Below are 25979 nucleotides of genomic sequence, written 5' to 3' on the forward strand. Positions count from 1 at the left end.
CGAGCCGAGGGTCAGGTTAGGCCGCAGGCAGCAGAACCGACAACCGACTCTTGGAATGCACGGGGAAACTCGTGCGTTCGGCGCGGGCGACACGCCCGGGCGCGGGGGTCGGGGCTCGAAGGTCGAGCGTGTCGAGGCCATCGCGGCTGTGCTCATGCAGAGCAGCGGGGTGCCTTCGACAGGCTCGATCAACGGCCGTTGACATGAGAACAGTGGTGCTCCACCAGAAGTGCGCTGCATTTGTATTTGGGACACCCGGCGTCCGATGCCCTCGGAAGGGGTAAGACGCCTTGACAGAGAGAGAGTCCGAGATGGCGGGACAGAAGATCCGCATTCGACTGAAGTCGTATGACCACGAGGTCATCGACACCTCGGCGCGCAAGATCGTCGACACGGTGACCCGCGCGGGCGCCACGGTCGTCGGCCCCGTGCCGCTTCCGACCGAGAAGAACGTGGTGTGCGTTATCCGTTCGCCCCACAAGTACAAGGACAGCCGCGAGCACTTCGAGATGCGCACCCACAAGCGCCTCATCGACATCGTGGACCCGACGCCGAAGGCCGTCGACTCGCTGATGCGCCTCGACCTCCCGGCCGACGTCAACATCGAGATCAAGCTCTGAGGTACCTGATGTCCACCGCTACCAAGAACGTGAAGGGTCTGCTCGGCACCAAGCTCGGCATGACCCAGGTCTGGGACGAGAACAACAAGCTCGTTCCCGTCACCGTCATCGAGATCGCTCCCAACGTGGTCACCCAGATCCGCACCCCCGAGAAGGACGGCTACACCGCCGTCCAGATCGCCGCCGGTGCGATCGACCCGCGCAAGGTCACCCAGCCGCTGCAGGGCCACTTCCGCGAGGCGGGCGTCACCCCGCGCCGTCACCTCGCCGAGGTCCGCACCGCTGACGCCGCGAACTACGAGCGCGGCCAGGAGCTCACCGTCGAAGGCACCTTCGAGGCCGGCCAGCTGGTCGACGTCGTCGGCACCTCGAAGGGCAAGGGCTTCGCCGGTGTCATGAAGCGCCACAACTTCAAGGGCGTCTCCGCTTCGCACGGTTCGCACCGCAACCACCGCAAGCCCGGCTCGATCGGTGCGTCGTCGACGCCCAGCCGCGTGTTCAAGGGCATGCGCATGGCCGGCCGCATGGGTGGCGAGCGCGTCACCGTCCTCAACCTCCGCGTGCACGCGGTCGACGCCGAGAAGGGCCTGCTGCTCGTCAAGGGCGCCGTCCCCGGTGCGCGCGGCCGTCTCGTGTTCGTCCGCAACGCTGTGAAGGGGGCGTAGTCCATGGCTACCGCCAACACCATCGACGTCCTCGACGCGACCGGCAAGAAGTCCGGCACGATCGAGCTGCCCGCCGAGATCTTCGACGTGCAGACCAACGTCCCGCTGATCCACCAGGTCGTCACCGCCCAGCTCGCCGCGGCGCGCCAGGGCACCCACAAGACGAAGAACCGCGGCGAGGTCTCGGGCGCGGGCCGCAAGCCCTTCAAGCAGAAGGGCACCGGCCGTTCGCGCCAGGGCTCGATCCGCGCTCCTGAGCACACCGGCGGTGGCATCGTCCACGGCCCGCAGCCGCGCGACTACTCGCAGCGGACCCCCAAGAAGATGATCGCCGCGGCACTGCTCGGCACGCTGAGCGACCGCGCCCGCGCCGGCCGCATCCACGCGGTCGAGGCGTTCTTCCAGGGTGAGACCCCGAAGACCAAGGACGCCGTCGCCCTGCTCGCGCAGGTCGCCCCGGCCAAGCGCTACCTCGTGGTGCTGTCGCGCGACGAGGAGCTCTCGCACCGCGCCGTCCGCAACATCCAGGCTGCGCACGTCCTGCTGGTCGACCAGCTCAACGCCTACGACGTGGTCGTGTCCGACGACATCGTCTTCAGCAAGGCGGCCCTCGAGGTGTTCATCGCCGCGAAGGCCCCGAAGTCCACTGGCGCAGTGAAGGAAGAGGTCTCCGCATGAGCACCGCCGCGCACAACAAGGACCCGCGCGACATCATCATCGCGCCCGTCGTCTCCGAGAAGAGCTACGGCCTGATCGACGAGGGCAAGTACACGTTCGTCGTGGACCCCCGTTCGAACAAGACCGAGATCAAGCTCGCCATCGAGAAGATCTTCAAGGTCGAGGTCGCCTCGGTCAACACCCTGAACCGTCAGGGCAAGACCCGCCGCACCCGCTTCGGGACCGGCAAGCGCAAGGACACCAAGCGCGCGATCGTCACCCTCAAGTCCGGTTCCATCGACATCTTCACTGCTGTCGGCTGAGGAGCATAGAGAAACATGGCTATTCGCAAGTACAAGCCCACGACCCCGGGTCGTCGCGGTTCCTCGGTTGCCGACTTCGCTGAGATCACCCGATCGACCCCCGAGAAGTCGCTGCTGAAGCCCCTGTCGAAGACCGGTGGCCGCAACAACCAGGGTCGCATCACCACCCGTCACATCGGTGGTGGCCACAAGCGCCAGTACCGCGTCATCGACTTCCGTCGCAACGACAAGGACGGCGTGCCCGCCAAGGTCGCGCACATCGAGTACGACCCGAACCGCACCGCGCGCATCGCGCTGCTGCACTTCGTGGACGGCACCAAGCGCTACATCCTGGCGCCGAACAAGCTGTCGCAGGGCGACCTGGTCGAGTCGGGCCCCAACGCCGACATCAAGCCGGGCAACAACCTGCCGCTGCGCAACATCCCGACCGGTACCGTCATCCACGCCATCGAGCTCCGCCCCGGCGGCGGCGCGAAGATGGCCCGCTCGGCCGGCGCCTCGGTGCGCCTCGTCGCGAAGGACGGCCCCTACGCGCAGCTCCGCCTGCCGTCGGGCGAGATCCGCAACGTCGACGCGCGCTGCCGCGCGACCGTCGGCGAGGTCGGCAACGCCGAGCAGTCGAACATCAACTGGGGCAAGGCCGGCCGCAAGCGCTGGAAGGGCGTTCGCCCGACCGTGCGCGGTGTCGCGATGAACCCGATCGACCACCCGCACGGTGGTGGTGAGGGCAAGACCTCCGGTGGTCGTCACCCGGTCAGCCCGTGGGGTCAGCCCGAGGGTCGCACGCGTCGCCCCAACAAGGAAAGCGACAAGCTCATCGTCCGTCGTCGCACCGTCGGCAAGAAGCGCAAGTAGGAGTAAGAGAAGATGCCTCGCAGTCTCAAGAAGGGCCCCTTCGTCGACGAGCACCTGCTTCGCAAGGTCGTCGGTCAGAACGAAGCCGGTACGAAGAACGTCATCAAGACCTGGTCGCGTCGCTCGATGATCATCCCGGCCATGCTGGGTCACACGATCGCCGTGCACGACGGCCGCAAGCACATCCCGGTGTTCGTCACCGAGACCATGGTGGGTCACAAGCTCGGCGAGTTCGCGCCCACCCGCACCTTCCGTGGTCACGTGAAGGACGACAAGAAGGGCCGCCGCCGCTGACCGCGGTGGTGTGAAGGAGGAAGAAATGGTGGAGTCGATCGCCCGCGTGCGACACATCCGCGTCACCCCCATGAAGGCTCGCCGCGTCGTCGACCTGATCCGCGGCAAGCAGGCTCAGGAGGCCCTGGCCATCCTGAAGTTCGCACCCCAGGGTGCGAGCGAGCCGGTGTACAAGCTCGTCGCCTCGGCCATCGCGAACGCTCGCGTCAAGGCCGATGCCTCGAACACCTACCTGGACGAGCAGGACCTCTACATCAAGCGCGCATTCGTCGATGAGGGCACCACCCTCAAGCGATTCCAGCCGCGTGCGCAGGGTCGTGCATTCCGCATCAACAAGCGCACGAGCCACATCACCGTGGTCCTCGCCACGCCCGAGGAGGGTACGAAGTAATGGGTCAGAAGGTCAACCCGTACGGCTTCCGTCTCGGCATCACCACCGACCACGTGTCGCGGTGGTTCTCAGACTCGACGAAGCCCGGTCAGCGCTACGCCGACTACCTGGCCGAGGACGTGCGCATCCGCAAGATGCTGCAGACGTCGCTCGACCGCGCCGGTGTCAGCCGCATCGAGATCGAGCGCACCCGCGACCGCGTCCGCGTGGACATCCACACGGCGCGTCCCGGCATCGTGATCGGCCGCCGCGGCGCCGAGGCCGAGCGCATCCGCGCCGACCTCGAGAAGCTCACCAGCAAGCAGATCCAGCTCAACATCCTCGAGGTGAAGAACCCCGAGGCCGACGCCCAGCTCGTCGCGCAGGGCATCGCCGAGCAGCTCTCGGCTCGTGTGGCGTTCCGCCGCGCGATGCGCAAGGGCCTGCAGGGTGCGCAGCGCGCCGGCGCCAAGGGCGTCCGGATCCAGGTGTCGGGCCGTCTCGGCGGCGCCGAGATGAGCCGGTCGGAGTTCTACCGCGAGGGTCGTGTGCCGCTGCACACGCTGCGCGCGAACATCGACTACGGCTTCTACGAGGCCAAGACCACCTTCGGCCGCATCGGCGTGAAGGTCTGGATCTACAAGGGCGACATCACGAACAAGGAGCTCGCGCGCGAGCAGGCGGCTCAGAAGCCGTCGCGCGACCGCAGCGACCGTCCCCGCCGCGACCGCGCCCCCAAGGCCGAGCCGGCGACCGCAGGAGTTGAGGCGTAACCATGTTGATTCCCCGTCGAGTCAAGTACCGCAAGCAGCACCACCCCGGCCGGAGCGGCCAGGCCACCGGCGGCACGAAGGTCTCCTTCGGCGAGTTCGGTATCCAGGCCCTCACGCCCGCGTACGTGACGAACCGTCAGATCGAGTCCGCTCGTATCGCGATGACCCGTCACATCAAGCGTGGCGGCAAGGTGTGGATCAACATCTACCCTGACCGTCCGCTCACGAAGAAGCCCGCCGAGACCCGCATGGGTTCCGGTAAGGGTTCGCCCGAGTGGTGGGTCGCCAACGTCAAGCCGGGTCGAGTCCTCTTCGAGGTCTCCGGCGTCTCCGAGGAACTCGCTCGTGAGGCCATGACCCGTGCCATCCACAAGCTGCCCCTCAAGGCACGCATCATCAAGCGCGAGGAGGGCGACGCATAATGGCCGTCGGAACCAAGGGGCTCGAGTCGATCGAGCTCGACACCTTCGAGGACGAGCGTCTCGTCGACGAGCTGAAGAAGGCCAAGGAAGAGCTGTTCAACCTGCGCTTCCAGGCCGCCACCGGTCAGCTCGAGAGCCACGGGCGCCTCCGCGCCGTGAAGAAGGACATCGCTCGCATCTACACGGTCATCCGTGAGCGCGAGCTCGGCATCCGCGCCACCCCGGCTCCGGTCGAGGTGCCCGCGAAGGCCGAGAAGAAGACGAAGAAGGCTGCCAAGACCGAGGCTGACGCCCCGGCCGAGGCCGCAGAGACGAAGGAGGCCTGAACATGGCTGAGACCAAGAAGGCTGCTGCAGCCGAGGTCGCCGTCGAGGCCCCCGAGGCTCGTGGCTACCGCAAGGTGCGCCGCGGCTACGTCGTCAGCGACAAGATGGAGAAGACCATCGTCGTCGAGGTCGAGGACCGCGTGAAGCACCCCCTGTACGGCAAGGTCATCCGCCGCACCTCCAAGGTGAAGGCGCACGACGAGCTCAACACCGCCGGCATCGGCGACCTGGTCGTCATCTCGGAGACCCGTCCGCTCAGCGCCACCAAGCGCTGGCGCCTGGTCGAGATCCTCGAGAAGGCGAAGTAGGCCTCGGCCTGCTTCTGAGAAGGAGACTGAAGTGCTTCAGCAGGAATCACGAGTCAAGGTCGCCGACAACACCGGTGCGAAGGAACTCCTGACCATCCGCGTGCTCGGTGGCTCGAGCCGCCGCTACGCCGGCCTGGGCGACGTCATCGTCGCGACCGTCAAGGACGCGATCCCGGGCGGCAACGTGAAGAAGGGCGATGTGGTCAAGGCCGTCATCGTCCGCACCGTGAAGGAGACCCGTCGTCCCGACGGCTCCTACATCAAGTTCGACGAGAACGCCGCGGTGATCCTCAAGAACGACGGTGACCCCCGCGGCACCCGCATCTTCGGGCCGGTCGGCCGGGAGCTTCGCGACAAGAAGTTCATGAAGATCATCTCGCTGGCGCCGGAGGTGCTGTAACCATGGCGAACATCAAGAAGGGCGACCTGGTCCAGGTCATCTCGGGTAAGAGCCAGGCCCGCGGCGGAGACCGCGGCAAGCAGGGCAAGGTCATCGAGGTGCTGGTCGACCAGGAGCGCGTGGTCGTGCAGGGCGTGAACTACGTCACCAAGCACGTGCGCGTCGGTCAGACCCAGCGCGGCTCGAAGACGGGCGGCATCGAGACCCACGAGGCCCCGATCCACGTCTCGAACGTCGCGATCGTCGACCCCGAGACCAAGAAGCCGACCCGCGTCGGCTTCCGCAACGAAACCGTGACGAAGGACGGCGTCGAGAAGACGGTCCGCGTTCGTTACGCCAAGAAGTCAGGTAAGGACCTCTGATGACCGACACTGCCGTGGAGGCTGGCAAAATCCAGCCCCGCCTGAAGCAGAAGTACCGTGGCGAGATCGTCGCGAACCTCACCGAGCAGTTCGGGTTCTCGAACGTGCACCAGGTGCCGGGTCTGGTGAAGATCGTCGTGAACATGGGCGTCGGCGAGGCCGCGCGCGATGGCAAGGTCATCGACGGCGCGATCGCCGACCTCACCCAGATCACCGGCCAGAAGCCGCAGGTCACCAAGGCTCGCAAGTCGATCGCCCAGTTCAAGCTGCGCGAGGGCCAGCCGATCGGCGCCCACGTGACGCTGCGCGGCGACCGGATGTGGGAGTTCCTCGACCGCCTCCTGTCGCTCGCGCTGCCGCGCATCCGCGACTTCCGCGGCCTCTCGGACCAGCAGTTCGACGGCAACGGCAACTACACCTTCGGTCTCACGGAGCAGAGCGTGTTCCACGAGATCAACCAGGACAAGATCGACCGCGTCCGCGGCATGGACATCACCGTGGTGACCACCGCCAAGACCGACGACGAGGGTCGTGCGCTGCTGAAGGCGCTCGGCTTCCCGTTCAAGTCGAGCGAGTCCGCCAACTGAACCCGGATGCCGCGGGCGAGAGTCCGCGGCATCCACCCGGTTCCCGGCACCCGCCGGCAACCACCACCACAGGTCAGTCCCCGTGCAACGGGTCCTGAAACCTGGTGAACGTTAAGGAAACGAACGTCATGACGATGACCGATCCGGTCGCTGACATGCTGACCCGTCTGCGCAACGCCAATTCCGCGCACCACGACACCGTGTCGATGCCGCACTCGAAGCTCAAGGGGCGCATCGCCGAGATCCTGAAGGCCGAGGGCTACATCGCCGACTTCGAGATCACCGATGCGCGCGTCGGCAAGACGCTGACGCTGAACCTCAAGTTCGGCCCGAACCGCGAGCGTTCGATCGCGGGCATCAAGCGCGTCTCGAAGCCCGGTCTCCGGGTGTACGCGAAGTCGACCGAGCTGCCCAAGGTGCTCGGCGGCCTCGGCGTCGCGATCCTGTCCACTTCCAGCGGTCTGCTCACCGACCGCCAGGCCGAGAAGAAGGGCGTGGGTGGGGAAGTCCTCGCCTACGTGTGGTAGTTCCATGTCACGAATCGGACGACTCCCCATCGACATCCCCGCCGGTGTCGACGTCAAGGTCGACGGCTCCGCCGTCACCGTGAAGGGCCCGAAGGGCGAACTCTCGCTCAACGTCGCCAGCCCCATCGAGGTCAAGCTCGAGGACAACCAGGTCATCGTCACCCGTCCCGACGACGAGCGCGCCTCGCGTTCGCTGCACGGCCTCACCCGCACGCTCATCGCGAACGACATCATCGGTGTCACGCAGGGCTACTCGAAGGGCCTCGAGATCGTGGGCACGGGCTACCGTGTCGCGCAGAAGGGCTCATCGGTCGAGTTCGCACTCGGCTTCTCGCACCCCGTGACCGTCGAGCCCCCGGCCGGCATCACGCTGACCGTCGAGGGCAACAACAAGATCACGGTCTCGGGCATCTCGAAGCAGGCCGTCGGCGAGACCGCTGCGAACATCCGCAAGATCAAGAAGCCCGAGCCCTACAAGGGCAAGGGCATCCGTTACGCCGGCGAGGTCGTGCGTCGCAAGGCCGGAAAGTCAGGTAAGTAATCATGGCTGTGAAGAGCAAGACGGCTGCGCGCTCGCGCCGCCACACTCGACTTCGCAAGAAGATCGTCGGCACCGAGGTGCGCCCGCGTCTCGTCGTGACCCGCTCGGCCCGCCACGTCTTCGTGCAGGTCGTCGACGACAGCAAGGGCCACACCGTGGCATCCGCTTCGACCATGGAGGCAGACCTCCGCGTGTTCGAGGGCGACAAGACCGCTAAGGCCAAGAAGGTCGGTGAGCTGGTCGCCGAGCGCGCCAAGCAGGCCGGCGTCGACGCGGTCGTGTTCGACCGCGGCGGAAACAAGTACGCCGGCCGGGTCGCTGCGATCGCCGAAGGTGCGCGAGAGGCAGGGCTGGAGCTGTGAGCGAGAACACGAAGGAGACCGAGGTGACCACCTCAGAGGCACCCGTCGAGACGGCCGCATCCAGCGAGCCGCAGCGCAACGAGCGCGAGGGTCGTCGTGGCGGCCGCGACCGCGGCCAGGGCCGCGACCGCGGTGCCCGTGACGCCGACAAGAGCCAGTTCCTCGAGCGCGTGGTGACCATCAACCGCGTGTCGAAGGTCGTCAAGGGCGGTCGCCGCTTCAGCTTCACGGCGCTGGTCGTCGTGGGCGACGGCAACGGCATGGTCGGCGTCGGCTACGGCAAGGCCCGCGAGGTGCCGACCGCGATCTCGAAGGGCGTCGAGGAGGCGAAGAAGAACTTCTTCCGCGTCCCGCGCGTCGGTTCGACCGTCCCCCACCCCGTCCAGGGTGAGGCGGCCGCCGGTGTCGTGCTCCTGCGCCCGGCCGCGCCCGGTACCGGTGTCATCGCCGGTGGTCCGGTGCGTGCCGTGCTCGAGTGCGCCGGCATCCACGATGTGCTGAGCAAGTCGCTCGGTTCGTCGAACACCATCAACATCGTGCACGCCACCGTCGAGGCGCTGAAGCAGCTCGAGGAGCCGCGTGCCGTCGCCGCCCGTCGTGGTCTCGACTACGACGCGGTCGCGCCGGCCCGCATCCTGCGTGCCGAGGCCCAGGCGGCCGAGGCGGCCGCAGCAGCGAAGGCAGGTGCCTGATGGCCAAGCAGCTCAAGGTGACCCAGATCAAGTCGAAGGTCAGCGAGAAGCAGTACCAGCGCGACACGCTGCGCAGCCTCGGTCTGAAGAAGATCGGCCAGAGCGTCGTTCGCGAGGACACCCCCCAGGTGCGCGGTTACGTCCGTACCGTCGCGCACCTCGTGAAGGTTGAGGAGATCGACTGATGGCTGACGAGAAGAACGTCGCCGAGGAGACCCCGAAGAAGGCTCCGGCTAAGAAGGCGCCGGCCAAGGCCGCCGCCGACAAGGCCCCGGCCGAGAAGGCTCCTGCGAAGAAGGCGCCGGCGAAGGCCGCTGCGGCCAAGGCCGACGAGGCCGCGGCTGAGAAGGCTCCGGCGAAGAAGGCTCCGGCGAAGAAGTCTCCGGCCAAGGCCGCGGATGTCGCTGAGAAGCGCGAGCCCGTGCTGAAGGTGCACCACCTGCGTCCGGCCCCGGGTGCCAAGAAGGACAAGACCCGCGTCGGTCGCGGTGAGGGTTCGAAGGGCAAGACCGCCGGTCGCGGCACCAAGGGCACGAAGGCCCGCAACACGGTGCGCCCCGGCTTCGAGGGCGGCCAGCTTCCGTACCACATGCGTGCGCCGAAGCTGCGCGGCTTCAAGAACCCGTTCCGCGTCGAGTACCAGGTCGTGAACCTCGACAAGCTCGCGGAGCTCTACCCGAAGGGCGGCGACGTCACCATCGCCGACCTGGTGGCCAAGGGTGCTGTCCGCAAGAATGAGCGCGTCAAGGTGCTCGGCAACGGAGACATCCAGGTCAAGCTCAACGTGACCGTGGACAAGGTCTCCGGCTCGGCCGAGCAGAAGATCGTCGCCGCCGGCGGCACGGTCCAGTAAGACCAGAAGCACCATCGAGTTCGAGCCTGTCGGGACCTCGCGTATGATTCACGGGGGTCTCGACAGGCTCGAGCCGCATCAAGACTGACTCCACGACGGAGCTACAGGAGGACGAGTGTTCAACGCCATCGGGCGCATCTTCCGCACCCCCGATCTTCGACGCAAGATCGGCTTCACGCTGGGCATCGTCGCCCTGTTCCGGCTCGGCTCGTTCATTCCCGCTCCATTCGTGGACTTCACGAACGTCCAGGCGTGTCTCGCGTCGACGCAGGGAGCCTCAGGACTCTACGAGCTCGTGAACGTGTTCTCGGGTGGCGCGCTGCTGCAGCTGTCCGTCTTCGCGCTCGGCATCATGCCGTACATCACGGCGTCGATCATCGTGCAGCTGCTGCGCGTGGTCATCCCCCACTTCGAGACGCTGTACAAGGAGGGCCAGGCCGGTCAGGCGCGGCTCACGCAGTACACGCGCTACCTCACCATCGCGCTCGGCGTGCTGCAGTCGACGACGCTCATCACGGTCGCCCGCTCGGGCGCGCTGTTCAGCGGCGCTTCGGCTCCCGAGTGCTCGCAGCTCATCACGAATGACGCGTGGTACGCGATCCTCCTGATGGTCATCACGATGACCGCGGGCACCGGCCTCATCATGTGGATGGGTGAGCTCATCACCGAGCGCGGCATCGGCAACGGCATGTCGCTGCTCATCTTCACCTCGATCGCCGCGACCTTCCCCGGCTCGCTCTGGGGAATCGGCCAGTCGCGCGGCTGGGACGTCTTCGCCCTCGTGTTGGTGATCGGCCTCGCGGTCGTCGTCGCGGTCGTCTTCGTCGAGCAGTCGCAGCGTCGCATTCCGGTGCAGTACGCCAAGCGCATGGTCGGCAGGCGCACCTACGGCGGCAACAACACCTACATCCCGATCAAGGTCAACATGGCAGGCGTGGTGCCCGTCATCTTCGCCTCGTCGCTGCTGTACCTGCCGGCGCTCATCGCGCAGTTCAACCAGCCGACGGCGGGCCAGGAGCCTCAGCCCTGGGTGATCTGGATCCAGAACTACCTGACCAAGGGCGACCACCCGCTCTACATGCTGCTGTACTTCCTGCTCATCGTCGGGTTCACGTACTTCTACGTCGCGATCACGTTCAACCCCGACGAGGTCGCCGAGAACATGAAGAAGTACGGCGGGTTCATCCCGGGCATCCGTGCGGGTCGGCCCACCGCCGAATACCTCGACTACGTGCTCACCCGCATCACGTTCCCGGGCTCGCTCTACCTCGGTCTCATCGCCCTGTTGCCGCTCATCGCATTCGCGGCCTTCGGAGCGAACCAGAACTTCCCCTTCGGCGGCGCGTCGATCCTCATCATCGTGGGTGTCGGCCTCGAGACGGTGAAGCAGATCGACGCCCAGCTCCAGCAGCGACACTACGAAGGACTTCTGCGATGACCCCATCCACGCGTTCGGCTCGGTTCCTGATCGTCGGGCCCCAGGGCTCCGGCAAGGGCACGCAGGGCGTACTCGTGGCGCGGGCGTTCGGCGTTCCGCAGGTGTCGACCGGCGACATCTTCCGGGCGAACATCTCAGGCGGCACCGAGCTCGGCAAGCGGGTGCAGTCGATCATCGAGGCCGGCGATCTGGTGCCCGACGAGCTCACCAGCGAACTCGTCCGCGACCGGCTGTCGCAGGCCGATGCGGCCGAGGGGTTCCTGCTCGACGGGTACCCCCGCAACCAGGGCCAGGTCGCCGACCTCGATGCGTTCCTCACAGGTCGCGGCGAGGGGCTCGACGCGGTCATCGAACTGGATGTCCCGCGCGACGAGTCGATCGCCCGCATCAGCCAGCGCGCGATCGAGCAGGGCCGCACCGACGACACCGAAGAGGTGATCGCGAACCGGCTCGCGATCTACGAGCGCGAGACCGCGCCGATCCTCGACGTGTACCGCCAGCGCGGCATCGTCGATCGCATCGACGGCGTCGGCACGCTCGACGAGGTGACCGACCGGATCTTCGCAGCGCTGGCCGTGCGCGGCCTCGTCGCGACGCACCCGGGCGACGCGGTCGCGAGCGCCTGATCGGCGTGTTCCGCAAGTCCATCTACAAATCCCCGGCGCAGCTGCGTGCCATGCAGCCGGCGGGCCGTGCGACGGCGGCCGCCCTGGCCGCGGCGCGCGACGGTCTGCGCACCGGAGCGACACCGCTCGAGCTGGACGCGGCAGCCGAGCGGGCGATCGTCGCGCTCGGCGGCCAGTCGAACTTCAAGCTCGTCCCCGGCTACCGGCACACGCTGTGCGTGTCGGTCGACGACGCGGTGGTGCACGGTATCCCCGGTGAGCGGCCGTTCCGGCCGGGCGACATCGTCTCGATCGACGGCGGCGCCGAGGTCGACGGATGGAACGGCGACGCCGCATTCACGGTCGTGCTCGACGACCCCGACCGGCCCGACGTGGTCGCGGCGCGACGTGAGCTCGCCCGGGTCACCGAGCAGTCGCTGTGGGTCGGCATCGCCGAGCTCGCACGGGCGAAGCACCTCAACCAGGTCGGCGCGGCGATCGAGGAGTACGTGCGCGCAGAGGGCGAGTACGGCATCCTCACCGACTACGTCGGCCACGGCGTCGGGCGTCAGATGCACGAGGAACCGCCGGTCTTCAACTACCGGGTCGAACGGCGCGGCCCGGCGGTGCAGCCCGGACTCGTCGTCGCCATCGAGCCGATGATCGTCGCGGGCGGTATCGACACGTTCGTGCACGACGACGACTGGACGGTTGCGACCGCCGACGGCGCCGACGCGGCGCATGTCGAGCACACCGTCGCGGTGCACGCCGACGGCGTGTGGGTGCTCACCGCCGAGGACGGCGGAGCGGCAGGTCTCGCGCCGTTCGGCATCGTGCCGGTGCCGATCCCGTAGCCCTCGCGCCACCCGCCGCGGTGCGGCTCGCCCGCCTCGACCCCTCCCACGGGAACACATTCGAGGATTCGGAGGACGTTCCAGCAGGAACGTGTTCCGAATCCTCGAATGTGTTCCCGAGAGGGGGTGCAGGGGTGCAGGGGTGCAGGGGTGCAGGGGTGCAGGGGTCAAGGGGGTGCAGGGGTCAAGGGGGTGCAGCAGGGGGCAGGGGGTACAAGGGCAGGGCCGGCGCAGGGAATGTGGGGGAGCCGCTACCGGGGCAGCGCGTCCATGAGTCGGGTGAGCTCGGCGACGAGGCCCGGATAGTCGGTGGCCCCCTTCACGAGCCGCAGCACGTTCTGCCGCTCCGAGAACGTCTCGACGAACTGGTCGAACACCTCCTGGAACTCGGCGCGCCCACTGTCGCTGAACGCGATGAGGGCCACGACATGCACCGGTGACCCGGCCCAGTCGACCGGTACGTCATCGACGGCGATGGCGATGCCCGTGCGCGTGGCGGTCATCGTCATCGCGTGCGGGACGGCGAGGTGGTCGGCGAACGCGGTCGACGACATGCGCTCGCGCTCGACGGCGCCGTCGACGTACGCACGGTCGACCACTCCGGCGTCGATGAGCCGATCGCCGAGCAGCCGGATCACGTCTTCGCGGTCGAGCCCGCGCATACCGCGCACGAAGAAGCCGGGCTCGATCGTCTCGGAGAGCCGGGCCGCGAGCCGCGCCGTGCGGCGCGCACGGCGCATCCGCACGATCTCGGCGCGCACGCGTTCGAGGTCGTCCTCGGTCGGCAGAGGGCCGACGAGCACGACGCGCTCCGAGGCATCCACCGGCGGCACGACCGCGACCACCAGGTCGGCGGGCGAGCCATCCGTCAGCAGCACTCCCTCGCCGGCCGCGGCCCGAACCCGCTTCGCGAGCGTCTCGCGCAGGTCGTGGTAGGCGGGCGCGTCGATGCGCACGCGCACCTCGTCGCGTTCGGCGCGGCGACGGTCGAGACGCGCGCCGAGGTGCATGGCGAGGTAGGCGATCTCGTCGTCGTTCACGCGGATGCCCTCGGTGCGCCGCAGTTCGGATGCCACGTACACGCCGAGCTCGTAGATGAGCGGGTAGGCGGTCTTGATCTGGGCCGTGAGCGGGTTGCGCGAGAACGACTCCTCGGCCGAGCGTTCGGCGAGGTGGTCGATGTGCAGGGCGAGGCGTTCGATGAAGTCGTCGCCTTCGAGTTCGACGAGGTATTCGGAAGCCGCGCGTGCGACGATGCCGCGCACGAGGGCGGAGCGCGGCGAGGCGGGCCGCTCGTCGGACGCCGGGGCACCGTCGACGCGTCGGGTGGCCGCCCGGGTACGCAGCAGCCGGGCGAGGTGCGCGCGGTCGGATGCCGGGAGCCGCACGCCGAGGCGGTCGTCGACGAGACGGCCGAGCAGCTCCTCGACCGGATCGGGTGCGGGATCACGGGCGCCGTCGGCGGCCGAGGGCGCCGCCGACACCGGCTCGACCGGTTCTGCTTCGAGGGTGCGGTCGCGCGTGATGCGGTCGACCGCGATCACGACGTGCAGGAGCACGTCGTCGAGGGCGTACTCGTTGGGCGCGTACCCGGCCCGGTCGAGCTCGGCTACCAGCGCCTCACGGAATCCGGGCAGCTCGGGGAAGCGGCGGCGAAGGGCCGCGATACCGGCGCGGCCGCGAGCGGACTCCTCACGCAGCAGCGCCCCGAGCAGTCGACGGCTCGCCGACTCGGGGCCGGTGAGGCGTACGGTCGAACCCCGGCGCTCGAGCGAGAGCCCGGTGCCGCGCACCCTGGCACGCACCCGCGAGAGGTCGGACTCGAGGGTGGAGTCGCTGACGTGCATGGCCGCGGCGATCTCGTACACGTCGAGGCTGTGGTCGGCGTCGACGAGCCGGCGCACCAGCTGCGCGACGCGCCCTTCGGGGCGGTCGGCCGGGCGCTCGTCGGCACGCTCAGCCTCGGCTGCGGCGCGCTCGGCGAGCGCGGCATGGTCGAGCCGGTAGCCGTCGGGGCCCGAGCGCACCACCCGCGGGCCTGCCCCATTCGCCTGCGCCGCCCACGATCGGATGCTGCGCGAGGTCACGTCGAGCCGTGCCGCGAGCTCCGCTGCCGTCGTCCAGTCGTCGGAGCGCGCGAGCTCATCGACGAGTCGCCGCCATCCCTCGGGCACCACGCCAGTCTTCCATCGTGCGCGGCGGAGCGCGGCGGATCCGGCGGGATTTCCGGGGGGCCGGAAGCGGATCGGGATGGCGCGGGGCCGCGCGCAGGCGCAGGATCGGAATCGGAGCGGCACCCGCCGCCCCGAGGACGACGGCGACCTGCCCGGCGAAGGAGGCGGACGATGCGCATCATCGTGGTCTGCGGCGCCGGTGCGTCGAGCACGTTCGTCGCGCTGCGCGTCCGGCGGCTCGCCGCCGCGCGCGGGCTCGACGTCGATGCCCGGGCCACGAGCGAGGCGCACCTGGCGGAAGTGCTCGCCGACGGCGACGTGCTGCTCGTCGGCGCCCATCTCGCCGAGCGGCTCGACGAGCTGCGCCGGGTCGCCGACGAGGCATCCGTCGCGCTCGCGATCCTGCCTGACGGCGCCGCCGTCGACGACGGCACGATCGCCCTCGACCTCGCCCTCGCCACCACAGCCGGAGCCGGGTCGTGACCCGCGGGTGCGCCACCCTGTGCCGCGGCGCCGCCGACGGATATGGTGAACGAGGGAACGGACACCAGCGACGGGAACCGGAATCATGGCAGAGCGCACAGTTCGGATCGGCTCGACCCACGGCCTGCACGCCAGGCCGGCCAAGCTCTTCACCGAAGCCGTCGTCGCATCGGGGGCGAGTGTCACCATCGCCAAGGCGGGCAAGTCGCCCGTCAACGCGGCGAGCATCCTCTCCGTCATCGCACAGGGCATCGACCACGGCGACGAGGTCACGCTCACGGTCGACGGCGGAGACGAGCAGGCGGTGCTCGACTCGCTCGTCAACCTGCTCAGCACCGACCACGACGGCTGAGCTGCGTCCGCTTCCCGTCGACTCGAGGGGGAGGGCAGCGTGAAGGAGATCGCAGGGACCGGCATCGGCCAGGGGGTCGCGCTCGGCACGGTCGTGAGGATGGCAGAGCGACTGCCCGAGCCCGTCGACCGCCCGAGCCACCTCGACCCGGCCCGGGAGGAGGAGCGCGCCCGCGCCTCGCTGTCGGTCGTCGCAGCCGAGCTGCAGCGTCGCGGCGGGCTGGCCGGCGGCCAGGCGAAGGACGTGCTCGAGGCGCAGGCGCTGATGGCGAACGATCCGGCGCTCGCCGACGAGATCGTCCAGCGGCTCGCCCAGGGCAAGACCGCCGAGCGCGCCGTGTTCGAGGCGTTCGCCTCGTTCCGCGAGCTGCTCGCGGGCATGGGGGGATATCTGGGCGAGCGTGCGGCCGACCTCGACGACGTATCGCAGCGGGTGGTCGCCGACCTGCTGAAGGTGCCCGCGCCCGGCGTGCCGAATCCGGGGCATCCGTTCGTGCTCGTCGCCCGCGACCTCGCGCCCGCCGACACCGCGACGCTCGACCTCGACCAGGTCCTCGGGCTCGTCACGATCGACGGCGGCCCGACCTCGCACACCGCGATCCTCGCGCGCGAGAAGTCGATCGTCGCGGTCGTGGGGGCTGCCGGGGCATCCGAACTCGCCGACGGCGACTCCGTGATCGTCGACGCCGAACGCGACGTCGTCGTCGCCGACCCCACCGCCGTGCAGGCCGCCGAGGCGCGTGAGCGCATCGCCGAGCGCGAGCGCGTCGCCGCCGCGCCCGTCACAGCCGGCGCGCTCGCCGACGGCACCGCGGTGCCACTGCTCGCCAACCTCGGCTCGGCCGACGGCGCCGCCGAGGCGTTGCGCCTCGGCGCGGAGGGGGTCGGGCTGTTCCGCACCGAGTTCCTGTTCCTCGACGCCGACCGGGCGCCGAGCGTCACCGAGCAGCAGGCGCAGTACACCCGGCTGCTCACCGCCTTCGCCGGCAAGAAGGTCGTGGTGCGCGTGCTCGATGCCGGCGCCGACAAGCCGCTGTCGTTCCTGAACACGACCGACGAGGAGAATCCCGCGCTCGGGCTGCGAGGCATCCGAGCCTTGCGCAGTTCCGAGGTCATCCTGCGCGAGCAGCTCACCGCCCTCGCCGCTGCGGATGCCGCGACCGACGCCGAGGTCTGGGTCATGGCGCCGATGATCGCGACCGTCGAGGAGACCCGCTACTTCACCGCCCTCGCACGAGAGCTCGGCATCGCGGTGGCCGGCGTCATGGTCGAGACCCCGTCGGCCGCGCTCATCGCCGACCGGGTGCTCGAAGCCTGCGACTTCGCCTCCATCGGCACCAACGACCTCACCCAGTACACGATGGCGGCCGACCGGCTGCTCGGCACCGTCGCCAACCTGCAGAGCCCGTGGCATCCGGCCGTGCTGAAGCTCATCGCCGAAGTCGGCGCCGCGGGCAGCGCGCTCGGCAAGCCCGTCGGCATCTGCGGCGAAGCCGCCGCCGACCCGCTGCTCGCCGTCGTGCTCGTGGGACTCGGCGCCACCACGCTGTCGATGTCCCCATCGGCACTCGCAGACGTCCGCGCCTCCCTCGCGCGGTACGGCCTCGACGACGCACGCGCGATCGCCGGGGCGGCCCTGGCCGCTGAGGGAGCGGCCGAGGCCAAGCAGGCGGCCGCCGAGGCCGCCGCCGCCATCGTCGGGGTGCGCGAACCCGCACCCTGACCCGTCCCGAACGAGAGGCACCTGCCATGACAACGACGTCCGACACGGCGAAGCGGCCCGGGGGAGCCCGCGTCGCCGTCCAGCGGTTCGGCACCTTCCTCAGCGGCATGATCATGCCGAACATCCCCGCGCTCATCGCGTGGGGCATCATCACGGCGTTCTTCATTCCCGTCGGGTGGACACCCAACGCCGACCTGGCCACGCTCGTCGGCCCGATGATCCACTACCTGCTGCCGATCCTGATCGCGTACACCGGTGGGCACCTGGTCTACCAGGTGCGCGGCGGCGTTGTGGCAGCGATCGCGGTGATGGGCGCCATCGTCGGCTCCGATCACCTCGTCGACCAGTTCAACGCGACGCTGCCCGAGGGCGAGGACCCGCTCGGCTACGTGCACATGTTCATCGGCGCGATGATCATGGCCCCGCTCGCGGCGTACACGATGAAGTGGCTCGACAAGCTGTGGGACGGCAAGATCAGGGCCGGCTTCGAGATGCTCGTGAACATGTTCTCGGCGGGCATCTGGGGCTTCGTCATGGCGATCGTCGGGTTCTACCCCATCGCCTGGCTCGTCAACGGCATCATGACCGTGCTCGGCAACGCGGTGAACTGGCTCATCGAGACGAACCTGCTGCCGCTGACGAGCATCATCATCGAGCCGGCGAAGGTGTTCTTCCTGAACAACGCCATCAACCACGGCGTGCTCACCCCACTCGGCACGCAGGAGGCCGCCGACAGCGGCCAGTCGATCCTGTTCCTGCTCGAGGCGAACCCCGGTCCTGGTGTGGGGCTGCTGCTCGCGTTCACGCTGTTCGGGATCGGCGCGGCGCGTGCCTCGGCCCCCGGCGCGGCGATCATCCAGTTCTTCGGCGGCATCCACGAGGTGTACTTCCCGTACGCGCTGATGAAGCCGGTGCTGATCCTCGCGCTCATCGCCGGCGGCATGACGGGCGTCACCACGAACATGCTGCTCGGCGGCGCGCTTCGAGCGCCGGCCGCGCCAGGCAGCATCATCGCGGTGATCGCGCAGACGGCTGCGGGTTCGTATGTGGCGGTGATCCTGTCGGTGATCCTGTCGGCGGCGGTCACGTTCGTGATCGCCGCGGTGATCCTGAGGGCGTCGCGCAAACGCGACCTCGCGGCGGCCGCCGCGGGCAGCGATACCTTCGGCGCCGCGATCTCGCGCACCGAGGCCGCCAAGGGCAAGGAGTCCGACTACCTCGAGGGCCTGCGCGCCGAGGGCATGGAGGACGTCGAGAACGCGGGCCTCGTCGCCGCGGCCACGCTCGAGGGCAAGCGCATCGAGCACATCGTGTTCGCATGCGACGCGGGCATGGGGTCGTCGGCGATGGGTGCGAGCGTGCTGCGGAACAAGATCTCGAAGGCGGGGATCGAGGGCGTCACGGTCGTCAACAAGGCGATCGCGAATCTGGATGACTCGGCCGACCTGGTGATCACGCAGAACCAGCTCACCGACCGGGCGCGTCAGAAGACCCCCGACGCGCTGCACATGTCGGTCGACAACTTCATGAATTCGCCGAAGTACGACGAGGTCGTCGACCTGCTCAGGTCGGAAGGAGATCACTGACCTGTTCGGCCCGCACCGACCGGATGCCTCGGGCGCAGGGGGAGCGCCCGGGGCATCCCACCACCCGTTCGACCGCACCACCGCTCACGAAAGGACCTGACATGACCGAGGCGATCCTGGCGCCGGGGGACGTGCGCATCGTCGCACGAGCCTCCGACCGTACGGCTGCGATCCGCGAGGCGGGCCGCATCCTCCTCGAGGCGGGCGCGGTGCGCCCCGACTACGTCGACGCGATGCTCGAACGCGAGCAGACCGTCTCGACGTTCATGGGCAACGGCCTGGCCATCCCGCACGGCACGAACGAGGCGAAGGACGCCATCGTGCGCTCGGCGCTGTCGTTCGTGCGCTACGACGAGCCCATCGACTGGGGCGGCGAGCCGGTGCGGTTCGTGGTCGGCATCGCGGGCGTCGGCGACGAGCACCTCGAGATCCTGTCGCGCATCGCGATCATCTTCTCGGACGACGACGAGGTGGCGAAGCTGCTCGACGCCGCCTCGGCCGATGAACTCGTCGCGTTGCTGTCGGAGGTCAACGGCTGATGAAGGCCGTGCACTTCGGCGCCGGCAACATCGGCCGCGGCTTCGTCGGGCTGCTGTTGCACGACGCGGGGTACGAGGTCGTGTTCGCCGACGTCGACGCGGCGCTGATCGGTCGGCTGCAGGCGGCCGACCGATACGTCGTGCACGAGGTCGGGCCGGGCGGCCGCGACCGGGTCGTCGACCGGTTCCGCGCGATCGACAGTGCGACGGATGCCTCGGGCCTGGTCGCCGAGCTCACCACCGCCGACGTGGCGACCACCGCGGTCGGCCCGCGCGTGCTGCGGTTCATCGCGCCGCACCTGCTCGCGGCACTGCGCGCGCGCACCGACCAACTGCCGCCGCTCGTCGTCATGGCGTGCGAGAACGCGATCAACGCGACCGACGTGCTGCGCGACGAGATCGCCGCACTGACCGACCCCGAGGAGTGGCCGACCCTCGCGCACCGCGCGGTGTTCGCGAACACGGCCGTCGACCGCATCGTGCCGGGGCAGCCCGGCGAGACCGGGCTCGACGTGACCGTCGAGCCGTTCTTCGAATGGGCGATCGAGCGGCCGCCGTTCGGCGACGCCCCACCCGTCATCCCCGACGCGCACTTCGTCGACGACCTCGCGCCGTACATCGAGCGCAAGCTCTTCACCGTGAACACCGGGCACGCCGCGACCGCCTACCTCGGCTACCGGCTCGGCTACGAGCGCATCAGCGACGCGCTCGCCGACCCCGCCGTCGCCGCGGGGGTGGAGCGCGCGCTCGCCGAGACGTCGGCGCTCGTGGTCGCCAAGCACGGTCTCGATCCCGAGCAGCAGGCGGGCTACCGTGCGCGCATCCTCGAGCGGTTCGCGAATCCCGAGCTGCCCGACACGGTCGAGCGCGTCGGACGTCAGCCGCTGCGGAAGCTCTCGCGCAAGGAGCGGTTCGTCGGTCCGGCGACCGATCTCGCCGAGCGCGGCATGCCGGTCGACGGGCTGCTCGCGGCGATCGGCGCGGCGCTTCGCTTCGACGTCGCCGCCGACCCCGAGGCGGTCGACCTGCAGGCTGCGCTGCGCGCGGAGGCCGCGCCCGCCGTCGTGCGCGACGTGATGGGCGTCGAATCGGGGCACCCGCTCTTCGACTCGCTCGTCGCGGTCGTCGGTGAGGCGCAGGCCGATCTCGGTCGATGACACGCCGAGCCGGAGGCGAGCGAGCAGGGCCGGCGGGCTGGGTGCGGGCCTGGTGCGGGGCGGCGCAGCCTGCCTCGGCTGGCGCTTCGCAGCCGGATCGCATATAGTAGACCCTTGGTGTGTTGCACGCCAGCTTCGGCATGCCTCTCGAGGCCGCCGGAAGTGCATCCATCATCGCACGACCGACAACCTGTTCCCATCAAGCGATAGTGAGGCTATGGCAAAGAAAGACGGTGTCATCGAGATCGAGGGTTCGGTCATCGAGGCGCTCCCGAACGCCATGTTCCGCGTCGAGCTGACCAACGGCCACAAGGTCCTGGCCCACATCTCCGGCAAGATGCGGCAGCACTACATCCGCATCCTCCCCGAAGACCGTGTGGTCGTCGAGCTCAGCCCGTACGACCTCACCCGGGGTCGCATCATCTACCGCTACCGGTAACAGGCCTGTCGGAAAGTAACGGCCCGCGGCGTCCCGCGGGTACGAGGACAGCGAAGTAAGGAACCACGACTGTGAAGGTCAACCCCAGCGTCAAGCGCATCTGCGACAAGTGCAAGGTCATCCGCCGCCACGGCCGCGTGATGGTCATCTGCGAGAACCCGCGCCACAAGCAGCGCCAGGGCTAGTCGCCGAGCGGATGCCTCGATGAGGCATCCGCGTTCGCGCACGCTCCACAATTGAACACCCACTCGGCAATGCCAGAATCCGCCGGCCGCCTCGCGGCCGCGGAGGACACCTCGGGAGGAGGCCCGGGCACCGGCATTGCTCCACACCTCCACTCACTCACAGGAGAACGCCGATATGGCACGTCTGGCAGGAGTCGACATTCCGCGCGACAAGCGCGTGGAGATCGCACTGACCTACATCTACGGCGTGGGTCGCACCCGCGCACTCGAGACCCTCAAGGCCACCGGCATCAGCGGTGACATCCGGGTCAAGGACCTCACCGACGACCAGCTGGTCGCGCTGCGCGACCACATCGAGGGCACCTACAAGGTCGAGGGCGACCTCCGCCGCGAAGTGGCCGCCGACATCCGCCGCAAGGTCGAGATCGGCTCGTACGAGGGCATCCGCCACCGTCGTGGCCTCCCGGTCCGCGGTCAGCGCACCAAGACCAACGCTCGCACCCGCAAGGGTCCGAAGCGCACCGTCGCCGGCAAGAAGAAGCCCGGCCGCAAGTAACCGCTCGTCGCCAGATCTAGGAGATTTCGAACATGGCAGCACCCAAGGCGGCTACTCGCAAGCCGCGCAAGAAGGAAAAGAAGAACATCGCCGTGGGCCAGGCCCACATCAAGTCGACGTTCAACAACACCATCGTGTCCATCACCGACACGAACGGTGCCGTGATCAGCTGGGCCTCGTCGGGTGGCGTGGGCTTCAAGGGTTCGCGCAAGTCGACGCCGTTCGCCGCGCAGCTGGCCGCCGAGTCGGCCGCCCGCCAGGCGCAGGAGCACGGCATGAAGAAGGTCGACGTCTTCGTCAAGGGTCCGGGCTCGGGCCGCGAGACCGCGATCCGCTCGCTCCAGGCCGCGGGCCTCGAGGTCGGCAGCATCAACGACGTGACGCCGCAGGCGCACAACGGCTGCCGCCCGCCGAAGCGCCGCCGCGTCTGACGCTCCGTCGTCCCCGCGCGGCCGACGCCGCGGTGTCGGCCGCGCGCGGGACATCCGTTCTCTCATAACTCAAGATCCCCGTACTCGCAGGTGTCATATAGCGGACACCCTGCCGAAAGGAATCCAAACGTGCTGATCGCACAGCGCCCGACGCTCACCGAAGAGAACATCTCGGAGTTCCGTTCGCGGTTCGTGATCGAGCCTCTCGAGCCCGGCTTCGGCTACACGCTCGGCAACTCGCTCCGCCGCACCCTGCTGTCGTCCATCCCCGGCGCCGCCGTGACGAGCATCCGCATCGACGGCGTGCTCCACGAGTTCACCACCGTGCCGGGTGTGAAAGAGGATGTCACTGAGATCATCCTCAACATCAAGAACCTGGTCGTCTCCAGCGAGCACGACGAGCCCATCACCGCCTACCTGCGCAAGCAGGGTGCCGGTGAGGTCACCGCGGCCGACATCTCGGCCCCGGCCGGTGTCGAGGTGCACAACCCCGAGCTGGTCATCGCCACGCTCAACGACTCGGCGAAGCTCGAGCTCGAGCTGACCATCGAGCGCGGCCGCGGCTACGTGTCCGCCTCGCAGAACCGCAACGAGTACAGCGAGGCCGGTCAGATCCCGGTCGACTCGATCTACTCGCCGGTGCTGAAGGTCACCTACCGTGTCGAGGCCACCCGTGCGGGCGAGCGTACCGACTTCGACCGCCTCGTGGTCGATGTCGAGACCAAGCCCGCGATCTCGCCGCGCGACGCGATCGCGTCGGCGGGTCGCACCCTCGTCGAGCTGTTCGGCCTCGCCCGCGAGCTGAACACCGCGGCCGAGGGTATCGAGATCGGCCCGGCTCCGGTCGACGCCGTGCTCTCGAGCGAGCTCTCGATCCCGATCGAAGACCTCGACCTGTCGGTGCGCTCGTACAACTGCCTGAAGCGCGAGGGCATCAACACGGTGTCCGAGCTGGTCGCGCTGAGCGAGTCGCAGCTCATGAACATCCGCAACTTCGGCCAGAAGTCGGTCGATGAGGTCAAGGACAAGCTCACTGAGATGGGCCTGTCGCTGAAGGACTCGGTTCCCGGGTTCGACGGCGCCCACTTCTACACGGGCTACGACGACGAGAACTAGGCCCGAGCGCCGCACCAACCCCCACTACTGGAGATAACGAACCATGCCGAAGCCCACGAAGGGCCCCCGCCTCGGAGGCGGACCCGCGCACGAGCGCCTGCTCCTCGCGAACCTCGCCGCGGCCCTGTTCACGCACAAGAGCATCACGACCACCGAGACCAAGGCCAAGCGCCTGCGTCCGCTGGCCGAGCGCCTGATCACGTTCGCCAAGCGCGGCGACCTGCACGCGCGCCGTCGCGTGCTCGCCGTCATCGGCGACAAGACGGTCGTGCACGAGCTGTTCACCGTGATCGCGCCGCAGGTGGCCGACCGCGAGGGCGGCTACACGCGCGTCATCAAGACCGGATACCGCAAGGGCGACAACGCGCCCATGGCGGTCATCGAGCTCGTGCTCGAGCCGGTCGTGAAGAAGCAGCGCGCCGCCAAGTCGGCCGCAGCCGAGGCGCCCGCCGCTCCCGCCGAGGAGGCGCCGGTCGAGGAGACCGCCGCTGACGAGGTCGTGACCGAGGCTGAGGCCGCGGTCGACGAGGCCGCCGGCGCCGAGGCGTCGGAGGAGTCGACCGAGGCTCCCGCCGAGGAGGCCGAGCCTGCCGAGGCCAAGTAAGCCTCGCCGCACTCACGCGAAGGGCCCCGATGCACTGCATCGGGGCCCTTCGCCATGCCCGGGTCAGCGCCGATCCGAGGCATCCACCCGTTTCACGCGGTCGCCCGGTTCACGGGATCAGGAAGTGTGGCGGCGCCGTCGGCGTGTCGCCGACTCGCGCGCGGCGCGTCGCGCCGGAATTCCTGATCCGCGTTGGGAGAGGAGGGGAGAACGAGGGGAGGGGGAGAACGGGGCGGGATCTAGGCTGGACGGGTGGAGGGAACGACGGGCGGTGAACCTGGCGCGGATGCCGCGGACGAGGTCGTCCGGCTGCGTCTGGCCATCGCGTACGACGGCACCGACTTCGCGGGGTGGAGCCGCCAGCCCGGGCTGCGGACCGTGCAGGGCACCCTCGAGGACGCGTTGGGCACACTGTTCCGACGCGCGGGCGTCGCGCCCCGGCTGACGGTGGCGGGCCGCACCGACGCGGGCGTGCACGCGACCGGCCAGGTCGCCCACGTCGACGCGCCGCGGGCGGCGCTGGTCGAGGTCACCCGGCCGAAGCGCAGCGCCGGGCCCGGGTCGGAGGTCGGGGGAGCGGCAGCCGAAGTCGGCGCGGTGCTCGCGAAGCGGATCAACGGCATCCTGGGCTCACGCGACGCCGACGTCGTGCTCGCCGCGGCCGACGTCGCGCCCGAGGGCTTCGACGCGAGGTTCTCCGCGACGTGGCGCCGCTACGAGTACCGCATCGCGGACGCGGGCGCGCTGCACGACCCGCTGCAGCGGCGACGCACGGTCTGGCACCCACGCGCGCTCGACGTCGAGGCGATGCACGCGGCGGCGCAGTCGCTGCTCGGCCTGCACGACTTCGCGGCATACTGCAAGCCGCGCGAGGGCGCCACCACCATCCGCACCCTGCAGGCGTTCGGCTGGGCGAGGGGCGACGACGGGGTGCTCACGGCCACGCTGCGGGCCGACGCGTTCTGCCACTCCATGGTGCGCGCACTGGTCGGGGCGAGCGTCGCCGTCGGTGAAGGCCGGCTCGCGGCATCCGGCCCTGAAGCCCTGCTGCACGCTGCAGAGCGCTCGAGCGCGTTCGTGGTGATGCCCGCGAAGGGGCTTGTGCTCACCGAGGTGGGCTATCCGCCCGATGCCGAACTCGCGGCGCGGGCCGCGCAGACCCGCGCACGACGCGAATTGCGGGTTGACGGGGTCGTCGGCTAAGCTATCTCTTTGGTGCCGTCACTGCGCGGCATCCGAAGTTGAGCCCTCCACCGTGGCGTTCGCCTCGCATCGCGACCGAACACCCACCGGAGTGGGATTCACGAACCCCTCACTCGATCAGAAAGCAGCACTACTGTGACGCGCACCTACAGCCCCAAGGCGAGCGAGATCCAGCACGACTGGGTCGTCATCGACGCCACCGACATCGTGCTCGGCCGCCTCGCCAGCCACTCCGCAGCCCTGCTGCGCGGCAAGCACAAGCCGACCTTCGCGAACCACATGGACACCGGTGACTTCGTCATCATCGTCAACGCCGAGAAGGTGGCCCTCACCGGCCAGAAGCTCGAGCAGAAGAAGGCCTACCGCCACTCGGGCTACCCGGGCGGCCTCAAGGCGGTCGGCTACGCCGAACTGCTCGAGAAGAACCCCGTCCGCGCCGTCGAGAAGGCGATCCGCGGCATGCTCCCGAAGAACTCGCTCGGTCGTGCCCAGCTCAAGAAGCTGAAGGTCTACGCCGGCCCGGAGCACCCGCACGCGGCTCAGCAGCCGAAGCCGTACACCCTCACCCAGGTCGCCCAGTAAGCACCTCGCAGCGCGA

38 protein-coding genes are annotated in these 25979 nt (G+C 69.0%); 37 read left to right on the forward strand and 1 reads right to left on the reverse strand.

The genetic code is table 11. The features are described from left to right. The first annotated feature begins 311 nt into the window (after positions 1 to 311). The 23 genes from rpsJ (at position 312) to map (ending at position 12834) form a co-directional block, all read left to right on the forward strand. Positions 312 to 620: a 30S ribosomal protein S10 gene (rpsJ, locus tag FLP10_RS12520; RefSeq protein ID WP_017201594.1), complete on the forward strand. Its 309-nt coding sequence runs from the start codon at positions 312 to 314 to the stop codon at positions 618 to 620. Positions 621 to 628: 8 nt separating this feature from the next. Then, entirely contained in the window at positions 629 to 1285 is a 657-nt protein-coding gene (gene rplC, locus FLP10_RS12525) for a 50S ribosomal protein L3 (protein WP_149161164.1), read from the forward strand. A 3-nt stretch (positions 1286 to 1288) separates the two neighbouring features. Continuing rightward, complete coding sequence (rplD, locus tag FLP10_RS12530) at positions 1289 to 1963, forward strand: 50S ribosomal protein L4 (RefSeq protein WP_149161165.1); 675 nt, start codon at positions 1289 to 1291, stop codon at positions 1961 to 1963. Next, positions 1960 to 2265, forward strand: a complete 306-nt coding sequence (gene rplW, locus FLP10_RS12535; RefSeq protein WP_149161166.1) for a 50S ribosomal protein L23 — start codon at positions 1960 to 1962, stop codon at positions 2263 to 2265. The genes rplD and rplW overlap by 4 nt, the downstream gene beginning before the upstream one ends. 15 nt (positions 2266 to 2280) lie before the next feature. Next, positions 2281 to 3120: a 50S ribosomal protein L2 gene (gene rplB / locus FLP10_RS12540; RefSeq protein WP_149161167.1), complete on the forward strand. Its 840-nt coding sequence runs from the start codon at positions 2281 to 2283 to the stop codon at positions 3118 to 3120. Between the two features lie 12 nt (positions 3121 to 3132). Next, complete coding sequence (gene rpsS / locus FLP10_RS12545) at positions 3133 to 3414, forward strand: 30S ribosomal protein S19 (RefSeq protein WP_149161168.1); 282 nt, start codon at positions 3133 to 3135, stop codon at positions 3412 to 3414. Between the two features lie 25 nt (positions 3415 to 3439). Next, positions 3440 to 3805, forward strand: coding sequence for a 50S ribosomal protein L22 (rplV, locus tag FLP10_RS12550; RefSeq protein ID WP_149161169.1), 366 nt, complete (start codon positions 3440 to 3442; stop codon positions 3803 to 3805). Then, positions 3805 to 4557 (forward strand): 30S ribosomal protein S3, encoded by a 753-nt coding sequence (gene rpsC / locus FLP10_RS12555; protein WP_149161170.1) that lies wholly within the window; start codon positions 3805 to 3807, stop codon positions 4555 to 4557. The genes rplV and rpsC overlap by 1 nt, the downstream gene beginning before the upstream one ends. Before the next feature lie 2 nt (positions 4558 to 4559). Then, positions 4560 to 4979 (forward strand): 50S ribosomal protein L16, encoded by a 420-nt coding sequence (gene rplP, locus FLP10_RS12560; protein WP_149161171.1) that lies wholly within the window; start codon positions 4560 to 4562, stop codon positions 4977 to 4979. Continuing rightward, entirely contained in the window at positions 4979 to 5305 is a 327-nt protein-coding gene (rpmC, locus tag FLP10_RS17850; protein WP_149161172.1) for a 50S ribosomal protein L29, read from the forward strand. The genes rplP and rpmC overlap by 1 nt, the downstream gene beginning before the upstream one ends. Positions 5306 to 5307: 2 nt before the next feature. Beyond that, a complete protein-coding gene (gene rpsQ, locus FLP10_RS12570; protein WP_149161173.1) occupies positions 5308 to 5613 on the forward strand; it encodes a 30S ribosomal protein S17 in 306 nt (101 codons plus the stop codon). 31 nt (positions 5614 to 5644) lie between these two features. Then, positions 5645 to 6013, forward strand: coding sequence for a 50S ribosomal protein L14 (gene rplN, locus FLP10_RS12575; protein WP_149161174.1), 369 nt, complete (start codon positions 5645 to 5647; stop codon positions 6011 to 6013). 2 nt (positions 6014 to 6015) lie between these two features. Then, the gene (gene rplX, locus FLP10_RS12580) at positions 6016 to 6375 is read left to right on the forward strand and encodes a 50S ribosomal protein L24 (protein ID WP_149161175.1); all 360 of its coding nucleotides are present in this window, start codon (positions 6016 to 6018) and stop codon (positions 6373 to 6375) included. Continuing rightward, on the forward strand, positions 6375 to 6962 hold the full coding sequence (gene rplE, locus FLP10_RS12585; RefSeq protein WP_149161176.1) for a 50S ribosomal protein L5: 588 nt from the start codon (positions 6375 to 6377) through the stop codon (positions 6960 to 6962). The genes rplX and rplE overlap by 1 nt, the downstream gene beginning before the upstream one ends. A gap of 128 nt (positions 6963 to 7090) precedes the next feature. Continuing rightward, entirely contained in the window at positions 7091 to 7489 is a 399-nt protein-coding gene (gene rpsH, locus FLP10_RS12590; RefSeq protein ID WP_149161177.1) for a 30S ribosomal protein S8, read from the forward strand. Positions 7490 to 7493: 4 nt separating this feature from the next. Beyond that, positions 7494 to 8030 (forward strand): 50S ribosomal protein L6, encoded by a 537-nt coding sequence (gene rplF / locus FLP10_RS12595; RefSeq protein ID WP_149161178.1) that lies wholly within the window; start codon positions 7494 to 7496, stop codon positions 8028 to 8030. Between the two features lie 2 nt (positions 8031 to 8032). Then, complete coding sequence (rplR, locus tag FLP10_RS12600) at positions 8033 to 8392, forward strand: 50S ribosomal protein L18 (RefSeq protein WP_149161179.1); 360 nt, start codon at positions 8033 to 8035, stop codon at positions 8390 to 8392. Then, positions 8389 to 9084 carry a 30S ribosomal protein S5 gene (gene rpsE / locus FLP10_RS12605; protein WP_210418400.1) on the forward strand — a complete coding sequence of 232 codons (696 nt, stop codon included), beginning with the start codon at positions 8389 to 8391 and terminating at the stop codon, positions 9082 to 9084. Before rplR ends, rpsE begins: the two co-directional genes overlap by 4 nt. Next, the gene (gene rpmD, locus FLP10_RS12610) at positions 9084 to 9269 is read left to right on the forward strand and encodes a 50S ribosomal protein L30 (protein WP_149161181.1); all 186 of its coding nucleotides are present in this window, start codon (positions 9084 to 9086) and stop codon (positions 9267 to 9269) included. Before rpsE ends, rpmD begins: the two co-directional genes overlap by 1 nt. After that, positions 9269 to 9937 carry a 50S ribosomal protein L15 gene (rplO, locus tag FLP10_RS12615; RefSeq protein ID WP_149161182.1) on the forward strand — a complete coding sequence of 223 codons (669 nt, stop codon included), beginning with the start codon at positions 9269 to 9271 and terminating at the stop codon, positions 9935 to 9937. Before rpmD ends, rplO begins: the two co-directional genes overlap by 1 nt. Positions 9938 to 10052: 115 nt before the next feature. Further along, a complete protein-coding gene (gene secY, locus FLP10_RS12620) occupies positions 10053 to 11375 on the forward strand; it encodes a preprotein translocase subunit SecY (RefSeq protein ID WP_149161183.1) in 1323 nt (440 codons plus the stop codon). After that, entirely contained in the window at positions 11372 to 12001 is a 630-nt protein-coding gene (locus tag FLP10_RS12625) for an adenylate kinase (protein WP_149161184.1), read from the forward strand. The genes secY and FLP10_RS12625 overlap by 4 nt, the downstream gene beginning before the upstream one ends. Positions 12002 to 12006: 5 nt before the next feature. Then, positions 12007 to 12834, forward strand: a complete 828-nt coding sequence (map, locus tag FLP10_RS12630) for a type I methionyl aminopeptidase (RefSeq protein ID WP_149161185.1) — start codon at positions 12007 to 12009, stop codon at positions 12832 to 12834. Between the two features lie 251 nt (positions 12835 to 13085). On the opposite strand, the gene FLP10_RS12635 is transcribed toward map, so the two are convergent. Continuing rightward, on the reverse strand, positions 13086 to 15008 hold the full coding sequence (locus tag FLP10_RS12635) for a BglG family transcription antiterminator (protein WP_149161186.1): 1923 nt from the start codon (positions 15006 to 15008) through the stop codon (positions 13086 to 13088). A gap of 171 nt (positions 15009 to 15179) precedes the next feature. Here FLP10_RS12635 and FLP10_RS12640 point away from each other — a divergent pair, with 171 nt between their 5' ends. From FLP10_RS12640 to rplM, 14 genes are all read left to right on the forward strand, one after another. Next, positions 15180 to 15491: a PTS sugar transporter subunit IIB gene (locus FLP10_RS12640; RefSeq protein WP_149161187.1), complete on the forward strand. Its 312-nt coding sequence runs from the start codon at positions 15180 to 15182 to the stop codon at positions 15489 to 15491. Positions 15492 to 15576: 85 nt separating this feature from the next. Further along, complete coding sequence (locus tag FLP10_RS12645; protein WP_149161188.1) at positions 15577 to 15843, forward strand: HPr family phosphocarrier protein; 267 nt, start codon at positions 15577 to 15579, stop codon at positions 15841 to 15843. Positions 15844 to 15882: 39 nt separating this feature from the next. Continuing rightward, entirely contained in the window at positions 15883 to 17565 is a 1683-nt protein-coding gene (gene ptsP / locus FLP10_RS12650; protein WP_149161189.1) for a phosphoenolpyruvate--protein phosphotransferase, read from the forward strand. A 26-nt stretch (positions 17566 to 17591) separates the two neighbouring features. Next, entirely contained in the window at positions 17592 to 19151 is a 1560-nt protein-coding gene (locus tag FLP10_RS12655; protein ID WP_149161190.1) for a PTS mannitol transporter subunit IIBC, read from the forward strand. 101 nt (positions 19152 to 19252) lie between these two features. Continuing rightward, positions 19253 to 19690, forward strand: a complete 438-nt coding sequence (locus tag FLP10_RS12660) for a PTS mannitol transporter subunit IIA (RefSeq protein WP_149161191.1) — start codon at positions 19253 to 19255, stop codon at positions 19688 to 19690. Then, complete coding sequence (locus FLP10_RS12665; protein WP_149161192.1) at positions 19690 to 20847, forward strand: mannitol-1-phosphate 5-dehydrogenase; 1158 nt, start codon at positions 19690 to 19692, stop codon at positions 20845 to 20847. The genes FLP10_RS12660 and FLP10_RS12665 overlap by 1 nt, the downstream gene beginning before the upstream one ends. Positions 20848 to 21064: 217 nt before the next feature. Next, positions 21065 to 21286 carry a translation initiation factor IF-1 gene (infA, locus tag FLP10_RS12670; protein WP_149161193.1) on the forward strand — a complete coding sequence of 74 codons (222 nt, stop codon included), beginning with the start codon at positions 21065 to 21067 and terminating at the stop codon, positions 21284 to 21286. Positions 21287 to 21357: 71 nt separating this feature from the next. Beyond that, positions 21358 to 21471 (forward strand): 50S ribosomal protein L36, encoded by a 114-nt coding sequence (gene rpmJ, locus FLP10_RS12675; protein ID WP_056734976.1) that lies wholly within the window; start codon positions 21358 to 21360, stop codon positions 21469 to 21471. A gap of 175 nt (positions 21472 to 21646) precedes the next feature. Beyond that, entirely contained in the window at positions 21647 to 22027 is a 381-nt protein-coding gene (gene rpsM / locus FLP10_RS12680; RefSeq protein WP_149161194.1) for a 30S ribosomal protein S13, read from the forward strand. Between the two features lie 32 nt (positions 22028 to 22059). Beyond that, positions 22060 to 22458, forward strand: a complete 399-nt coding sequence (gene rpsK / locus FLP10_RS12685) for a 30S ribosomal protein S11 (protein ID WP_022889749.1) — start codon at positions 22060 to 22062, stop codon at positions 22456 to 22458. A gap of 129 nt (positions 22459 to 22587) precedes the next feature. Beyond that, positions 22588 to 23574 carry a DNA-directed RNA polymerase subunit alpha gene (locus FLP10_RS12690; protein WP_149161195.1) on the forward strand — a complete coding sequence of 329 codons (987 nt, stop codon included), beginning with the start codon at positions 22588 to 22590 and terminating at the stop codon, positions 23572 to 23574. A gap of 43 nt (positions 23575 to 23617) precedes the next feature. After that, a complete protein-coding gene (gene rplQ, locus FLP10_RS12695; RefSeq protein WP_149161196.1) occupies positions 23618 to 24178 on the forward strand; it encodes a 50S ribosomal protein L17 in 561 nt (186 codons plus the stop codon). Between the two features lie 252 nt (positions 24179 to 24430). Next, on the forward strand, positions 24431 to 25381 hold the full coding sequence (locus FLP10_RS12700) for a tRNA pseudouridine synthase A (RefSeq protein ID WP_149161197.1): 951 nt from the start codon (positions 24431 to 24433) through the stop codon (positions 25379 to 25381). 135 nt (positions 25382 to 25516) lie between these two features. Then, complete coding sequence (gene rplM, locus FLP10_RS12705) at positions 25517 to 25963, forward strand: 50S ribosomal protein L13 (protein WP_149161198.1); 447 nt, start codon at positions 25517 to 25519, stop codon at positions 25961 to 25963. The last annotated feature ends 16 nt before the right edge of the window (positions 25964 to 25979 follow it).

The organism is Agromyces intestinalis (assembly GCF_008365295.1).
In the GTDB taxonomy this organism is placed as follows: Bacteria; Actinomycetota; Actinomycetes; order Actinomycetales; family Microbacteriaceae; genus Agromyces; species Agromyces intestinalis.

Coding starts and splice junctions, on each gene's coding strand:
- infA (WP_149161193.1), top strand. CDS start 21,065: ATGGCAAAGAAAGACGGTGTCATCGAGATCGAGGGTTCGGTCATCGAG.
- rplV (WP_149161169.1), top strand. CDS start 3,440: ATGGTGGAGTCGATCGCCCGCGTGCGACACATCCGCGTCACCCCCATG.
- FLP10_RS12625 (WP_149161184.1), top strand. CDS start 11,372: ATGACCCCATCCACGCGTTCGGCTCGGTTCCTGATCGTCGGGCCCCAG.
- rplW (WP_149161166.1), top strand. CDS start 1,960: ATGAGCACCGCCGCGCACAACAAGGACCCGCGCGACATCATCATCGCG.
- rplB (WP_149161167.1), top strand. CDS start 2,281: ATGGCTATTCGCAAGTACAAGCCCACGACCCCGGGTCGTCGCGGTTCC.
- rplP (WP_149161171.1), top strand. CDS start 4,560: ATGTTGATTCCCCGTCGAGTCAAGTACCGCAAGCAGCACCACCCCGGC.
- FLP10_RS12645 (WP_149161188.1), top strand. CDS start 15,577: ATGGCAGAGCGCACAGTTCGGATCGGCTCGACCCACGGCCTGCACGCC.
- rpsJ (WP_017201594.1), top strand. CDS start 312: ATGGCGGGACAGAAGATCCGCATTCGACTGAAGTCGTATGACCACGAG.
- rpmD (WP_149161181.1), top strand. CDS start 9,084: ATGGCCAAGCAGCTCAAGGTGACCCAGATCAAGTCGAAGGTCAGCGAG.
- rplR (WP_149161179.1), top strand. CDS start 8,033: ATGGCTGTGAAGAGCAAGACGGCTGCGCGCTCGCGCCGCCACACTCGA.
- FLP10_RS12665 (WP_149161192.1), top strand. CDS start 19,690: ATGAAGGCCGTGCACTTCGGCGCCGGCAACATCGGCCGCGGCTTCGTC.
- rpmC (WP_149161172.1), top strand. CDS start 4,979: ATGGCCGTCGGAACCAAGGGGCTCGAGTCGATCGAGCTCGACACCTTC.
- rplO (WP_149161182.1), top strand. CDS start 9,269: ATGGCTGACGAGAAGAACGTCGCCGAGGAGACCCCGAAGAAGGCTCCG.
- rplX (WP_149161175.1), top strand. CDS start 6,016: ATGGCGAACATCAAGAAGGGCGACCTGGTCCAGGTCATCTCGGGTAAG.
- rplD (WP_149161165.1), top strand. CDS start 1,289: ATGGCTACCGCCAACACCATCGACGTCCTCGACGCGACCGGCAAGAAG.
- rpsM (WP_149161194.1), top strand. CDS start 21,647: ATGGCACGTCTGGCAGGAGTCGACATTCCGCGCGACAAGCGCGTGGAG.
- rpsQ (WP_149161173.1), top strand. CDS start 5,308: ATGGCTGAGACCAAGAAGGCTGCTGCAGCCGAGGTCGCCGTCGAGGCC.
- FLP10_RS12660 (WP_149161191.1), top strand. CDS start 19,253: ATGACCGAGGCGATCCTGGCGCCGGGGGACGTGCGCATCGTCGCACGA.
- rpsC (WP_149161170.1), top strand. CDS start 3,805: ATGGGTCAGAAGGTCAACCCGTACGGCTTCCGTCTCGGCATCACCACC.
- FLP10_RS12655 (WP_149161190.1), top strand. CDS start 17,592: ATGACAACGACGTCCGACACGGCGAAGCGGCCCGGGGGAGCCCGCGTC.
- FLP10_RS12640 (WP_149161187.1), top strand. CDS start 15,180: ATGCGCATCATCGTGGTCTGCGGCGCCGGTGCGTCGAGCACGTTCGTC.
- rplE (WP_149161176.1), top strand. CDS start 6,375: ATGACCGACACTGCCGTGGAGGCTGGCAAAATCCAGCCCCGCCTGAAG.
- rpsH (WP_149161177.1), top strand. CDS start 7,091: ATGACGATGACCGATCCGGTCGCTGACATGCTGACCCGTCTGCGCAAC.
- rpsK (WP_022889749.1), top strand. CDS start 22,060: ATGGCAGCACCCAAGGCGGCTACTCGCAAGCCGCGCAAGAAGGAAAAG.
- rplQ (WP_149161196.1), top strand. CDS start 23,618: ATGCCGAAGCCCACGAAGGGCCCCCGCCTCGGAGGCGGACCCGCGCAC.
- rplC (WP_149161164.1), top strand. CDS start 629: ATGTCCACCGCTACCAAGAACGTGAAGGGTCTGCTCGGCACCAAGCTC.
- rpsS (WP_149161168.1), top strand. CDS start 3,133: ATGCCTCGCAGTCTCAAGAAGGGCCCCTTCGTCGACGAGCACCTGCTT.
- rplF (WP_149161178.1), top strand. CDS start 7,494: ATGTCACGAATCGGACGACTCCCCATCGACATCCCCGCCGGTGTCGAC.